Origin of the sequence: Kitasatospora sp. NPDC018058 (assembly GCF_044327205.1) — a bacterium.
Lineage (GTDB): Bacteria > Actinomycetota > Actinomycetes > Streptomycetales > Streptomycetaceae > Kitasatospora.
In genome coordinates this window covers 73,095-86,002 of record NZ_JBIRFA010000019.1, presented here as the reverse complement: position 1 = coordinate 86,002, position 12,908 = coordinate 73,095, and the positions used below count along the sequence as shown (strand labels likewise).

General features: G+C 73.4%; 10 protein-coding genes and 2 pseudogenes. 2 read left to right on the top strand and 10 right to left on the bottom strand.

Going from position 1 to position 12,908, the window contains the following annotated elements; genetic code table 11:
- Window positions 1-5 precede the first annotated feature (5 nt).
- Window positions 6-647 (bottom strand): alpha-ketoglutarate-dependent dioxygenase AlkB, encoded by a 642-nt coding sequence (locus ACH4E7_RS26280; protein WP_396251501.1) that lies wholly within the window; start codon window positions 645-647, stop codon window positions 6-8.
- A gap of 129 nt (window positions 648-776) precedes the next feature.
- On the opposite strand from ACH4E7_RS26280, the gene ACH4E7_RS26275 reads away from it, so the two are divergent.
- Window positions 777-1,358 carry a hypothetical protein gene (locus ACH4E7_RS26275; protein ID WP_396251500.1) on the top strand — a complete coding sequence of 194 codons (582 nt, stop codon included), beginning with the start codon at window positions 777-779 and terminating at the stop codon, window positions 1,356-1,358.
- A gap of 131 nt (window positions 1,359-1,489) precedes the next feature.
- Window positions 1,490-2,008, top strand: coding sequence for a universal stress protein (locus ACH4E7_RS26270; RefSeq protein WP_396251499.1), 519 nt, complete (start codon window positions 1,490-1,492; stop codon window positions 2,006-2,008).
- Window positions 2,009-2,015: 7 nt separating this feature from the next.
- Here ACH4E7_RS26270 and ACH4E7_RS26265 read toward each other — a convergent pair whose 3' ends face one another.
- From ACH4E7_RS26265 to ACH4E7_RS26225, 9 genes and pseudogenes are all read right to left on the bottom strand, one after another.
- Complete coding sequence (locus ACH4E7_RS26265; protein WP_396251498.1) at window positions 2,016-3,659, bottom strand: amidohydrolase; 1,644 nt, start codon at window positions 3,657-3,659, stop codon at window positions 2,016-2,018.
- Window positions 3,660-3,793: 134 nt separating this feature from the next.
- A complete protein-coding gene (locus ACH4E7_RS26260) occupies window positions 3,794-4,624 on the bottom strand; it encodes a PaaX family transcriptional regulator C-terminal domain-containing protein (protein WP_396251497.1) in 831 nt (276 codons plus the stop codon).
- Window positions 4,625-4,692: 68 nt separating this feature from the next.
- Entirely contained in the window at window positions 4,693-5,445 is a 753-nt protein-coding gene (locus ACH4E7_RS26255) for an Asp/Glu racemase (RefSeq protein WP_355675399.1), read from the bottom strand.
- A 37-nt stretch (window positions 5,446-5,482) separates the two neighbouring features.
- A complete protein-coding gene (locus tag ACH4E7_RS26250; protein ID WP_396251496.1) occupies window positions 5,483-6,376 on the bottom strand; it encodes a fumarylacetoacetate hydrolase family protein in 894 nt (297 codons plus the stop codon).
- Window positions 6,377-6,392: 16 nt separating this feature from the next.
- Window positions 6,393-7,508: a cupin domain-containing protein gene (locus ACH4E7_RS26245; RefSeq protein WP_396251495.1), complete on the bottom strand. Its 1,116-nt coding sequence runs from the start codon at window positions 7,506-7,508 to the stop codon at window positions 6,393-6,395.
- A complete protein-coding gene (locus tag ACH4E7_RS26240; RefSeq protein WP_396251494.1) occupies window positions 7,505-8,476 on the bottom strand; it encodes a carbon-nitrogen hydrolase family protein in 972 nt (323 codons plus the stop codon). The genes ACH4E7_RS26245 and ACH4E7_RS26240 overlap by 4 nt, the downstream gene beginning before the upstream one ends.
- 2 nt (window positions 8,477-8,478) lie before the next feature.
- Window positions 8,479-10,836: an FAD-dependent monooxygenase gene (locus tag ACH4E7_RS26235; protein ID WP_396251493.1), complete on the bottom strand. Its 2,358-nt coding sequence runs from the start codon at window positions 10,834-10,836 to the stop codon at window positions 8,479-8,481.
- Window positions 10,833-11,156, bottom strand: a pseudogene (locus ACH4E7_RS26230) (acyl-CoA thioesterase); the annotation flags it as partial. The gene ACH4E7_RS26235 and the pseudogene ACH4E7_RS26230, both read right to left, overlap by 4 nt.
- Before the next feature lie 93 nt (window positions 11,157-11,249).
- Window positions 11,250-12,860 (bottom strand): annotated as a pseudogene (locus ACH4E7_RS26225) (AMP-binding protein); the annotation flags it as partial.
- Between the last annotated feature and the right edge of the window lie 48 nt (window positions 12,861-12,908).

Below are 12,908 nucleotides of genomic sequence, written 5' to 3'. Positions count from 1 at the left end.
GGGCCTCAGGCGACCCCGCGCGGCCGGAACTGGATGCTGATCCGCGGGCCCACCGGGCGGGCCGTCTTCGGGACCGCGTGCTCCCAGGTGCGCTGGCAGGAGCCGCCCATCACCACGAGGTCCCCGTGGCCGAGCGGCCGGCGAACGACGGCTCCGCCGCCGAACCGCGGCCGCAGCGCCAGGATGCGCGGCTCGCCGACCGACAGGATCGCCACCATGGTGTCCTCGCGGGCTCCCCGCCCGATCCGGTCGCTGTGCCAGGCCACGCTGTCCCGGCCGTCCCGGTAGTAGCAGAGCCCGAGGGTGCGGAACGGCTCGCCCAGTTCCTTCGCGTAGTGCCGGCTCAGCGCCGTCCGGGCCTCGCCGAGGACGGGGTGCGGCGGCTCGGCCTCCGCCGGATAGGAGGCGAGCAGTCGCGGCACGTCGACCGTCCGCTCGTACATCTCGCGCCGCTCGGCCCGCCAGGGCACGGTTGCGGCCAGCTGTTCGAACAGCCGGTCCGCTCCGTGCAGCCAGCCGGGCAGCACGTCTAGCCAGGCACCGTCGCCGAGCACCAGCCGCCGCAGGCCGTCGAGCCGGCCGAGGCGGATGTCCCCGGTGTCGGCGTCGTCGAACAGCGAGGGCTGGAGGTGGACGGTGCTGTGCATGGGGCCAGCGTACGCCTCTAATCGAACAGGTGCTCGAACGCTGGTCGCCGGCCTCGGAGGGCCCCGGAGTTCTGGGAGCCGGGCCCGGGTGCCGGGCCTGAGCGTCGGGGCAGGTCCTAGCCTGCCGGTATGGCGATCAACGGCTTCGGGGTCACCGAGTTCCAGCTCGTTCTGCTGCGCCGGATGGCCGACTACCGCCCCGACCTGGTCGAGGACGCGGTGCGGCGGCTCGGCGCCACCCGTGCCTCGATGCGGGAGGCGAACAAGCGCTGGCAGGCGATGGTCCGCGCGCCCCGGTTCCCGCGTGGCGCCGCTCGGTACGCCGCCGTGCTCGGGCCGGCGGAGGCGGGCCTGCCGCGTCGGATCGGGGATCTGGCGTGCGTGGCGCGGCAATGGGTGTTGCCGCTCTGGCCGGACCTGCGCTTCGAGATCCTGCTCGGCCCGGCCGAGATCGGCGTGCCGCTGCTGAACGAGTGGCTGGTCCGGGCGGCGGGCGCCCCCGCGCCCGAGCTGCGGACGCTGGCCGACCTGGTGCCGTGGAGCTGTGTGGTGGGCGACGTGGGCGCCGCCTTCCCGGGGGCCCGGCCGCGTGAGGGGAGTGCGCCGAACCGGTTCCAGCTGGACTTCGAGGCGCCGGACGCGGACGGGCGGGTGCGCTCGTGTACGGCCGACTTCACCTGGGGGCTGTTGCAGGAGGTCCGGCCGAGGTAGGGGAAGCCAAGCCGTTCAACGGGCGATGCAAGGCCATATTCAGTTAATGCCTTTGATTTGCAGGTTGAGGTGAGATGATGGCAGCATAATCGCAGACACTGAACAGCCTCGGTATCGGAAAGCGAAGGATCATGTCGGACGTCGCGCGCGTCATCGTCGGAGTCAGCGGTTCGCTGCACAGCCTCACCGCCCTGCACCGGGCGGCCGAGGAGGCCCGGGCCCGGCGGGCCGTGCTGGTCCCGGTGCTCGCCTGGACCCCGGTCGGCGGAGAGCGCAACTACCGCGCCCGGCCGTGCCCGCCGCTGCTCCGTGCCTGGCGGGACGCCGCCGAGGCCCGGCTGGAGCGCGCGCTGGAGCAGGCCTTCGGTGGCCTGCCGGTCGGCGTGCCGGTGCGGCCGCTGGTCATGCGCGGCGAGGCCGGCCGGGTATTGGCCGAGATGGCCGACCGGCCGGGCGACCTGCTGGTGATCAGTGCCGGCCGCCATGGCTCGGCGCGCGGGCGGCTGCGCCGACTGGTGCGCGGCTCGGTCAGCCGCTACTGCCTCGACCACGCGCCGTGCGGCGTGCTCGTCGTCCCGCCGTCCACCCTGCACGATGACCTGCGCGCGCTGCACCGCGGCATCGATCTGCGGGAGCTCATCGCTGCCTGACGGACCGTCAACTCCGGTGCACGGTCCGCCCGCCGACCACCGTGCGGACGGGCCGCAGCCCGCGCAGCGCGTCCACCGGGCAGTTCAGTGGGTCCAGCGGCCACAGTGTGAGGTCGGCGAGGTGGCCCGGCCGCAGGCTGCCGCGCCTGCCGCCCTCGCCGGTCAGCCGGGCGGCGTTGACGGTGTGCAGCGCGATCGCCTCGGCCCGCTCGATCGCGTGCTCCGGGCCGACCACCCCGGCCGTGGTGTCGCGGGTGGTCATGCCCCACACCGACACCATCGCCCCGTACGGGCCGACCGGGAAGTCCGAGCCGGCCGAGAGCTGCGCCCCCTCGTCCAGCCACTCCCGCAGCGGGAACAGCGCGGCGGTGCGTTCCTCTCCCCACACGCGCTGCTGGGTGAGCGCGCCGTCGTGCAGCAGCGGGTGCTGAACCGTCACCGGGATGCCGAGCGCGATCGCCCGGGCCCGCTGGTCGGCCCGGGCCAGTCCACCGTGCTCGACCACCAGCGTGCCGGGCGGCAGGCCGGGGCGGCGCTTCAGCACCTGCTCGAAGACGTCCAGCAACACCCGCAGGCCGCGGTCGCCCCAGGCGTGCACACCGACCCGCCGGCCGCGCTCGACCACCCGGTCCACCGCGGCGAGCAGGTCCTCCGGTTCCCAGAGCAGCCGCCCGTGGTAGCAGGGCTGCCCCCGGTACGGCTCCTCCAGCGCGCCCGCCTCGAAGCCGCCGTCGATGCCGAACTTGACACCCCACAGGCGGAGTCGGTCGTCGTCCCGGCCGTTCGCCTGCCACTCGTCCATCCGGTCCAGCAGTGCGTCCACCTGCTCGGGCGTCCGCGCGGCGAAGCCGGAGACCAGCACCCGGACCCGGACGGCGAGCGCGTCCTCGGCGCGGGCCGCGTCCAGCACGTCGAGGTCCTCGACCGGGACCAGGCAGTCGCGGACGGTGCCGATCCCGGTCGCGGCGAAGTCCTCGGACGCCGCGCGCAGGCCCGCGATCCGCTCGGTGAGGTCCGGGCGCGGCAGCACCCGCTCGACCAGCTCGATCGCCCGGTTGATCAGCCGGCCGGTCAGTCGCCCCTGCTCGTCGCGCTCGATCATCCCGCCGGGCGGTGCCTCGGTGGCCTCGGTGATCCCGGCCAGCCGCAGCGCGGCGGAGTTGAGCACCATGTTGTACGCGCCGCGGCGCACCAGCACCGGGTGGTCGACGGTGGCGGTGTCCAACTCCCGGGTGGTGGGCAGCCGTTGTTCGGCCAGCAGCACCTCCTGCCAGTTGACCGTGGTGCGGATCCACGCCCCGGCGGGGGTGCGGGCGGCGCGCTCGCGGATCAGTCCGAGGAACTCGGCGAGGTTCCGGGCCCGGTGAACGGGGACGCCGTGGACGCTGTGGCCGGCCAGGATCAGATGGGTGTGGGTGTCGTCGAAGGCGGGCAGCACGGTCGCGTCCGGGGCGTCCACCAGCTCGGTGTCGGGGCCGATCAGGGCGTCCAGGCCGTCGGGCTCGGGGGAGAGGGCGGTGATCCGGCCGCCGGTGACGGCGACCGCCCGCTGCGGCGGCTCGCCGGGGGCGCGCCCGGGGTCGAGGGTGTGGACGGCGGCGGCGCGGATCAGCAGGTCGGCGGGGGTGTGGTCGGTCTTTCCGGTGGACATGGCGGCTCCTGGGGCGTGTCTTGCGGGTCTTGTCGGATCAGGCCGCGGCGAGGCGTCTCGTGCCCTGGGGGGCACCTCCCGGCCGGAGGCCGGGGGAGCGTCGTGGACCCGGCGAAGATCCGCAGGACACGCCCCTAGGAGTGGGACAGTCCGGTGACCTTCTCGACGTACCGCAGACTGGGCTCGGCGAGCCGTTCGTGCAACTCGGTGAAGACGGCGCGGGCCGGGACGGCGTTCCAGTCGGCGGGCAGCAGTGGCTCGGGCAGCCCTGGGTCGAGGTAGGGCAGCCGGCGCCACTCGGTGAGCATCGGCACGTAGTCCCGGAACGCCTCGACCGGGTCGGTCCGCTCCTGCCCGCGTAGCTCCTCGGCGACCGGGCGCCAGGCGTCGGTGAAGGCCGCGTACTGCGCCTCGATCGCCGGGAGGTCCCACCAACTCGCCACCGCTGTAGGGAGTTCGGCGAAGCCCGCGTACTCGGCGGAGAGGAAGAGGTGGACGTAGGCGCTCAGTCCGAGGCGCTCCAACAGGCGGCGGGCGTCCGGCAGCAACCGGGCGGGCGCCAGCCAGACGCCGGGGGCGGCGTTGCCGAAGCCGAGCCAGCTGAGCCGGGAGCGCAACTGGTGGCGGTGGGCGCGTTCGGACTCGGGCACCGAGAAGACCGCCACCACCCAGCCGTCGGCGAGTTCGGCGGGCTCCAGGCTGTGGAAGATCCGGCGGTCGCCCTCCTCGAACACCGGGTCCATCGCGGGGGCGAGGCGGTAGCCGGTGCCCGCGTGGCGTTCCTGGAGCAGGGTGCCGCCCTTCTTCAGCCGGGAGATCGCCGAGCGGACGGCCTGGGCGTCGACGTCCAGCTCGGCCATCAGCGCGATCAGGTCGGCGATCGATATCCAGCCGCCGAGGCGGCGGACGTACTCGCCGTAGACCGTGTGGATCAGGGAGCTGGGCCGGGGTGCGGTCTCCGACATGCGTGGGCCCTCCTCCCCGACGACTGGCGGTGATCATAGCGGTGGCGACGGTGCCGGGTGCAGGCGCCTTAGGCGTAGGCGCCGGAGAGCAGGTGCCCGGCGCCGGGGGCGTGGGCGGGCAGGCCGAGGGCGCGCAGGAGTTGGTGGGTGGTGCAGATGGCGGCCGAGACCACCGGCTTGCCGAGTTGCTGCTCGGCCTCCTCGACGGCGGACAGCGAGGGCATCTGTACGCAGGCGGAGAGCACCACGGCGTCGGCCTCGGTGTGTGCGAGGCCCTTGGCGATCGCGGGCAGTCGGGCCGGGTCATGGGCGGCCACGTCGAGGTTGTCGGCGATCTCCAGGGCGGCGTGGTCGAGTACCTCGATGCCCTCCTGGGCGAGGTAGTCGACCACCGTGCGGGCCAGCGGCCGCAGGTACGGGGTGACCATGGCGACCTTCTTGGCGCCGAGCGTGTGCAGGCCGGTGACCAGGGCGCCGGCGCTGGTGACCACGGGTGCGGGGGCGCCGTTCTCGACCGTGCGCCGGTGCAGCCGCTGCTCGGCCTCGCGGTGGTAGCCGGGACCGGTGGCCATCACCGCGACCAGGCAGGCGTAGCCGATCACGTCGACCCGGGCGTCCGAGAGTTCGGCGGCGCAGCGGTCGGACTCGGCGTCCATGGCCCGCAGCTGCTCCGGGGTGACCCTGGTCATCCGCATCCGGCTGGAGTGGAAGGTGAACCGTTCGGGGGCGACGGTCTCGCGGGCCCGCAGCAGGGCGGGGACTTCGGTCTCCATGGTGACGTTGGAGCTCGGGACGATCTGGCCGATCCGGTACGTCGGCATCAGCGGGTGCTCCCTTCGGCGGGCTTCGGTCACGGGGTCAGCGGGCGTCGATCACGGGGTTGGCGAGGGTGCCGATCCGCTCGATGGTGGCTTCGACCAGGTCGCCGGGCTGGAGGAACTGCGGCGGGACCATCCCCGCTCCCACGCCCGAGGGGGAGCCGGTGGCGATCACGTCGCCCGCTTCCAGGGTCATGCCGGAGGAGATGTCGGCGATCAGCCGGGCGATGCCGAACAGCATGTGCCGGGTGTTGGAGTTCTGCCGCAGCTCGCCGTTGACCTTCAGCGAGAGGTCGAGTCGCTGGGGGTCGGGGATCTCGTCGGCGGTGACCACGACCGGGCCGAAGGGGGCGTAGCTGTCCTGGCCCTTGGAGAAGAACCACTGTCCGGAGCGGCGCTGGTCGCGGGCGCTGACGTCGTTGACGATGCTGTAGCCGAACACATGCCGCAGCGCGTCCTGTTCGGCCACCCGGAAGGCGGGTTCGCCGATCACCACGGCGAGTTCGCATTCCCAGTCGAGCTGCTTGGTGAGGTCGGCGTTGTGCAGGATCGGCTGGCCGGGCCCGGTGACGGCGGTGGCGGGCTTGCCGAACAGGACCGGGCGGTCCGGGAGTTCGCGCTCGGTGTCCAGGGTGCGGTGTGACTCGGCCACGTGCTCCACGTAGTTGAGGCCGACGCCGATGATCTTGCCGGGGCGCAGCGGAGCGCGCAGCGAGACCTCGGCGAGCGGCCGGGTGTCGGGCGCTCCGGCGAGCAGCTCCCGGGCGGTGGCCAGCGCGGGCACCCCGGCCCGGATCAACCCGAGTAGGTCGCCCGGGAGTTGTACCCCGGCGCCGGTGGCGAGGGCGGTCAGGTCGGCGACCCGGTCGGTACCGATCCGGGCGCCGAGGCGCGGGGTGTCGTCGTCGTCGGTGCGGTAGGTCAGCAGGTGCATGGCTCGGGGGCTCCTGTTACGAGGCGGTGGTGGGCTGGTGTCCGTCGTGGTCCGGGTAGGCCTCCTCGCGGTAGAGGCCGAGCGAGTGCATCACCGGGAAGTCGTTGAAGGAGAACAGGCAGGCGTCCTCGCCCTGGTCGAGGTTCGCGTGCTCGTGCCAGGCCCAGGACGGGACGACGAAGATGTCGCCCTGCTCCCACTCGAAGCGCTGTCCGGCGATCACCGAGACGCCGCGCCCCTTGGCCGCCGTGTAGACCACCGAGCCGGTGTGCCGGTGGGCGCGGGTGGCCTGGCCGGGGCGCAGCAGTTGCAGGTGGGCGCCCATGGTGGGCATCACCGAGCCGCCGGTGACCGGGTTGGTGTACTCCATCACCACGCCGTCGTAGGGTGATCCCTCGGTGGCGCCGGCGAGTTGGCACAGCGCGTGGTAGCTGGGCTCCCAGGGCCAGCCGAGCAGCGGCGAGTACGGCCTGGTCCACTTCTCGACGCCGTACGGGAGCAGGTTGCCGCCGTAGCTGAGCAGCGAGGAGTTCACCACCGGGCCGGGGCGCTGGTAGAGCTCGGGGTGGACCTCGTAGAAGTTGGCGTCGAGGGTGTTGACCAGCGGGATGTCCAGGCCGTCCTGCCAGATCACCGGGTTGTCGTCGGCCTCGTTGCCGTGCTCGTGCCAGGTGTTGTTGGGGGTGATCGCGAAGTCGCGCGGGCCGACCTTGAGCTTCTGCCCGTCCACGACGGTCCAGGCGCCGGCGCCCTCGTGGACGAAGCGCAGCGCGGAGGCCTGGTGGCGGTGCGCGGTCATCGCCTCGCCGGGTCCCATGATCTGCAGGCCGGTGTACAACAGGCCGACGGCGGCGCTGAGTTCACGGCGCCCCGGGTTGACCAGCATCACCACCCGGCGGCCCGCGTCGTCGGCCTTCACCAGCGGGAGCGCCTTGCGTACCAGCGGACGTAGGTCGGTGTAGCGCCAGAGCGCCGGGACGGATTTCGGCTGCGGGTACCAGGGCTCGATCTCGTTCGCCACCGTCCACAGGGCGCCGGCCTCGTGTTTGGCCAACTCCTCGTAGTAGGCGAGCAGTTCCGGGCTGTCGTTGACCCGAGCCCGGCCGATCCGGTCGTCGTCGTGGTTGGTCATGCCTGCTCCTCGGGGAACACCAGGGGCCGCAGCGGGCGGTTGTCCACGTGCAGCCGGAAGACGTCGAAGCGGTTGTAGTGGCCGACGATGTCGTGCATCTGCTTGGGCTGGATGCAGCGGCCGAGGTCGATCTCGGCGTAGACGATGCCCTCCTCGTCGACCAGCGGCTCGGTGACCGCCCGGCCGTCCGGGCCGAAGACGCCGGACAGCGCGTTGCGCGGGCGGGCGAGAAGCTTCCGTACCTGCTGGTCCTCGCCCGCGATCAGGTCCACCATCTCGGGCGAGATGGTGGAGCAGGAGACCACCGTGAACAGCTTGCCCTCGAAGCAGTGGGCGGCGGCGCGCAGCGCGATGGCCTCCGCCATGTCGTAGTCCTCGGGGGCCACCGGCAGGGCGATGTAGCTTGCGGCGTGGACGAGTTCGCCCTGGGCCAGCAGGGTGAAGCGGGCCAGGGTGTTGGTGTTCTCACCGCAGGCCAGCGCGCCGAGCGGGCCGACGGCCGTACGGTGCACCCGCAGCGAGCTTCCGTCGCCCTGGGTCCAGGTCAGCTTCTCGGCCCAGGTGGGCACCAACTTGCGGTGCACACCGAGGAGTTCGCCGTCCGAGCCGATGATCAGCAGGGTGTTGTAGAGCACCCCGAGGCTGTGTCGGCCGCGTTCGTTGACGCCGATCACCAGCACCACCCCGGTCTGCCGGGCGGCGGCGCGCAGGGTGTCCACGTGCGGTCCGGGGACGTCCACGGCGGAGCGGTAGAGCCGCTCGTACCAGGGCGAGCCCTGCACCGGGGTCATCGTCCAGTTCCAGTAGGGGTAGCCGGGGACGAAGACCTCGGGGAAGACGACCAGTCGGGCGCCGTGTCCGGCGGCCTCGTGGATCAGGGCGACGGCCTTGTCGACGGTGGCGGCCGGGTCCAGGTAGACGGGGGCAGCCTGCACGGCGGCGGCGGTGAAGCGGGGCAGGTCCGGCATGCTCACTCCTCGGTTCGATCGGGCAGCCAGCGGCGGTGGACGGGAGGGGCGGGTTCGCGCAGCAGGTGCAGCCGCGGGGCGACCCGGTCGGCGCCCGGGCCCGGCGGCTTGCGGCTGCCCGCCCGCCAGGGTTCGGGCCAGCGGGCGCCCGGGCCGGTGTGGCCCTGGTCGGCGGCGGCGTGCAGGGTCCAGAGCGGGTCGTGGAGTTGGGCCCGGCCGATCGCGACCAGGTCGGCACGGCCGGCGAGCAGGACGGAGTTGGCGTCGTCGTGCCCGGAGATCGCGCCAACCGCGACGGTGGGCAGACCGGTGGCGGCGCGGATCAGCTCGGCGAACGGCGTCTGGTAGCCGCGCCCGTACGGCGGCCGCTGGTGCGCCACGACCTCGCCGGTGGACACGTCCACCGCGTCCGCCCCGGCGTCGGCCAGCGCCCGGCAGATCGCCACCGCCTCGGCCTCGGTGGTGCCGCCGGGGGCCCAGTCGGCGGCCGAGATCCGGACCAGCAGCGGCCGGCCGGCGGGCCAGACGGCGCGCACGGCGGCCAGCACCTCCAGCGGCAGCCGGAGCCGGTGGGCGAGCGGGCCGCCGTAGTGGTCGGTGCGGTGGTTGGTGAGCGGGGAGAGGAAGGAGGAGAGCAGGTGCCCGTGGCCGAACTGCAGCTCCAGCACGTCGAAGCCGGCCCGGGCGGCGCGCTCGGCGGAGGCGGCGAAGTCGGCGGTGATGGCCGTCAGTTGGATGTCGGTGGCCTCGTGCGGGGTCGGGCTGTCGGTGTCCCAGGGCAGCGGCGAGGCGGCGATCAGCGGCCAGCCCTCGGCGAGCGGGCGGCCGATGCCGTCCGGTCCGGGAACGGTCGTCGCGGCCCGGCGGCCGGCGTGGGTGAGCTGGAGGCCGACCGGGGTGTCGCTCACCGCCCTTACCGCGTCGCGGAGTTCGGTCCAGGCCGCCTCCTGGCGGTCGCTCCACAGCCCGGGGCAGCGGTCGGTGGCCCGGCCCTCGGGGCTGACGGCCGTCATCCCGGCGATCACCAGCCCGGCGCCGCCGAGCGCGTGGGCGGTCAACTGGGCCCGGTCGAAGGCGCTGGGCAGCGCGTCGGGGGAGGTGAAGGTGGCGAGCGGGGGCACCACGACGCGGTTGCGCAGCTCCAGCGTGCCGAGCTTCATCGGCCGGAACATCGGTGGTACCCCGGGTGATCCGCCGGTGGCGGCGTCCACCGCGTCGGTGAATCCGGGGTCGCGGGCGCGCAGATTGCCGTAGGTGACGCGACGGCTGCGGGTGAGCAGGTTGAAGGCGAACTGGTCGATGCCCTGCCCGGTACGGCGCCCGATGGTCTCGAACCACTCCAGGCTGGCCTGCGCGGCCCGCTGGGTGGACTCCACCACCGGCCGCCGTTCGGCCTCGTAGGCGGCCAAGGCGCCGTCCAGGGTGGGCTGTTCGCTCAGCGCGGCAGCCAGGGCGAGGGCGTCCTCCAGGGCCAGTTTGGTGCCCGAGCCGATCGAGAAGTGCGCGGAGTGCGCGGCGTCGCCGAGCAGCACCGTGTTGCCATGGCGCCAACTGGCGTTCCGTACCGTGGTGAAGCGGATCCAGCGGGAGGCGTTGGGGATCAGCCGATGGCCGTCCAGGTGCCCGGCGAGCAGCTCCGCGCAGCGGTCCACGCTCTCGTGGTCGCTCTCGCCGCGCGTCGACTCCCGGGCGGCGAAGGCGTCGAAGCCCGCGCGGCGCCAGGCGTCCTCGGCGATCTCGACGATGAAGGTGGAGCGGGTCGCGCTGTACGGGTAGGCGTGCACCTGCAGGACGCCGAAGTCGAACTCCTCGACGATGAAGGTGAAGGCCTCGAAGACCCGGTCGGTGGCGAGCCAGATGTAGCGGCAGTTCCGCTCGTCCAGTTCGGTGCGGAAGGTGTCCGGGTGGGCCGCCCTGGTGGCCGAGTGGATGCCGTCGGCGGCCACCACCAGGTCGTACTCGGCCGAGAGCCGGTCGACCGGCGGGGCGGGCGTGCGGTAGCGCACGTCCACCGCCAGCTCCGCGCAGCGCTGTCGCAGGATCGCGCGCAGACGGTTGCGGTCCAGGGCGGCGAAGCCGTGCCCGCCGCTGGTGCGGACCTGGCCGGCGAAGCGGATGTCGATGTCGCTCCAGCGGGCGAACTCGGCGCTGATCGCGGCGAAGACCTGCGGGTCGGCCTGGGCGATGCCGTCCAGGGTCTCGTCGGAGAAGACCACGCCGAAGCCGAACTCGTCCTCCCGGGCATCCCGTTCGAACACGGTGATCTCCCGGTGCGGCGCCAACTGCTTGGCCAGGGTGGCGAAGTAGAGCCCGCCCGGGCCGGCGCCGATCACCGCGATCCGGCGGGCCGCGGCCGTCATCCGAGCACCTCCGCCCGCTGCGGCCCGGCCTCGGTCAGCGCCCGGCGCACCGGCGCGGGCCACGGCTCGGCGCCCTTGGTGTGCGGGGCGGCGTGCACCACCGACATCCGGCCGCTGGCGGCCAGCCCCTGTGGGCCGTGCACCTCGAAGGCGTAGTGCAGCGAGGAGCCGCCGACCCGGACCACCCGCAGCTCGGTGCGGACCACGTCCCCGAACCAGAGCCGCTCGCGGTAGTCCGCCTCGAAGTGCACCCGGGGGATCCGCCCGAACAGTTCGGCCAGCCCGAGCCGGCGCAGCAGCGTGGCCTCGGCCGCCTCGGCCCAGCGCTGCACGGCGGAGAAGTGGTAATGCCCGGCGGCGTCGGTGTCCGACCACTCGACCCGGCGCTCGATGGTGACGCTGGCGGGGTGCAAGGCGGCCCTCCTACGGAGTTCGGCGCGCAGCAGCTTGCCGGTCGCGGTGCGCGGCAGCTCGTCGACGAACTCGACCGCGCGCGGGTACTTGTACGGGGCGATGGTGCACTTGACGTGCTCCTGGAGCTCCTTGACCGTCTCCGGCCCGGCCGACACGCCCTCGCGCAGCACCACGTACGCCTTGACCACCGTGCCGCGCCGCTCGTCCGGCGCGCCGACCACGGCGGAGTCGGCCACCGCGGCGTGGGTGGCGAGCGCCTGCTCGACCTCGGGCCCGGCGATGTTGTAGCCGGCCGAGACGATCATGTCGTCGTTGCGCGCCTGGTACCAGAAGTAGCCGTCCCGGTCGCGGAGGTAGGTGTCGCCGGTGAGGTTCCAGCCGTTCCGGACGTAGTCGCGCTGGCGCTCGTCGTCCAGGTAGCGGCAGCCGGTGGGGCCCTTGACCGCCAGCAGCCCGGGTCGGCCGTCCGGCACCGGGTCGCCGTGCTCGTCCAGGATCGCCGCCCGGTAGCCGGGGACGGGACGGCCGGTCGAGCCGGGGCGGACGTCCTGGTCGGCGGCCGAGATGAACACGTGCAGCAGCTCGGTGGCGCCGATGCCGTCGATCAGCCGCTGCCCGGTGGCCGCGTGGAAGGCCTCCCAGACGGCGGCGGGCAGCGGCTCGCCGGCCGAGACGCAGCGGCGGACGCCCGCCAGCCGGTCGGCCAGCCCGGTGGCCAGGATCGCCCGGTAGGCGGTCGGCGCGGTGAACAGCACGCTCACGCCGTGGCGGGCCACCTGCTCGGCCAGCTGCTCGGGGCTGGCCTGCTCCAGCAGCAGGCTGGCGGCGCCGGCCCGCAGGGGGAAGACCAGCAGTCCGCCGAGGCCGAAGGTGAAGCCCAGCGGCGGGGTGCCGGTGAACAGGTCGTCGGGGGTGGGCCGGAGCAGGTGCCGGGAGAAGGTGTCGGCGTTGGCCAGCACGTCGCGGTGGAAGTGCAGGGTGGCCTTGGGGCGGCCGGTGGTGCCAGAGGTGAAGGCGATCAGTGCGACGTCGTCGGCGGCGGTCGGAACGGCGGTGAAGCCGGGCGGCCGGGTGGCGGAGCGGACGGTCAGGTCCTCGGGACCGGTGCCGCCGAAGGGGAGTATGCGCAGGTCCGGGGCGTTCGCCTGGTGGAGCTCGGCGAGGAAGCGGTGGTCGCACAGGGCGACGGAGGGTCTGGCGATCCGGATCAGCTCGGTCAGCTCGGCGGCGCGCAGCAGCGGCATGGTGGTGACGACCACCCCGCCGGCCTTCAGGACACCGAGCCAACAGGCCGCCAGCCAGGGGTTGTTGGGGCCGCGTAGCAGCACCCGGTTGCCGGGGACCAGACCCAGGTCGTCAGTCAGCAGGCGGGCGATCCGGTCGGTGTGGTCGCGTAGTTCGCCGTAGCTCCATTGCCCGGTGGGGGTGAGCAGGCAGCGGCGGTCGGGGCCGAAGCGGGCGATCGGGTCGTCGAGGAGGGTGGCCGCGCAGTTCAGGCGGTCGGGGTAGGCCAACTCCGGTAGATCGAAGAGGAGTTCGGGCCACTGATCGATGGGCGGGAGATGGTCGCGACAGAACGTGTCCACATGTGCTGAGGGGAAGAGCTCCATGGGCGGGCACCTCATCGTGCGAGCGGGGAGTAGAGCCAGTATGGCGCG

What these genes read in the sequence shown, in the direction of transcription:
- ACH4E7_RS26270 (WP_396251499.1), top strand. Translation starts at nt 1,490, where the DNA reads ATGTCGGACGTCGCGCGCGTCATCGTCGGAGTCAGCGGTTCGCTGCAC.
- ACH4E7_RS26250 (WP_396251496.1), bottom strand. Translation starts at nt 6,376, where the DNA reads ATGCACCTGCTGACCTACCGCACCGACGACGACGACACCCCGCGCCTC.
- ACH4E7_RS26265 (WP_396251498.1), bottom strand. Translation starts at nt 3,659, where the DNA reads ATGTCCACCGGAAAGACCGACCACACCCCCGCCGACCTGCTGATCCGC.
- ACH4E7_RS26260 (WP_396251497.1), bottom strand. Translation starts at nt 4,624, where the DNA reads ATGTCGGAGACCGCACCCCGGCCCAGCTCCCTGATCCACACGGTCTAC.
- ACH4E7_RS26280 (WP_396251501.1), bottom strand. Translation starts at nt 647, where the DNA reads ATGCACAGCACCGTCCACCTCCAGCCCTCGCTGTTCGACGACGCCGAC.
- ACH4E7_RS26240 (WP_396251494.1), bottom strand. Translation starts at nt 8,476, where the DNA reads ATGCCGGACCTGCCCCGCTTCACCGCCGCCGCCGTGCAGGCTGCCCCC.
- ACH4E7_RS26245 (WP_396251495.1), bottom strand. Translation starts at nt 7,508, where the DNA reads ATGACCAACCACGACGACGACCGGATCGGCCGGGCTCGGGTCAACGAC.
- ACH4E7_RS26235 (WP_396251493.1), bottom strand. Translation starts at nt 10,836, where the DNA reads ATGACGGCCGCGGCCCGCCGGATCGCGGTGATCGGCGCCGGCCCGGGC.
- ACH4E7_RS26275 (WP_396251500.1), top strand. Translation starts at nt 777, where the DNA reads ATGGCGATCAACGGCTTCGGGGTCACCGAGTTCCAGCTCGTTCTGCTG.
- ACH4E7_RS26255 (WP_355675399.1), bottom strand. Translation starts at nt 5,445, where the DNA reads ATGCCGACGTACCGGATCGGCCAGATCGTCCCGAGCTCCAACGTCACC.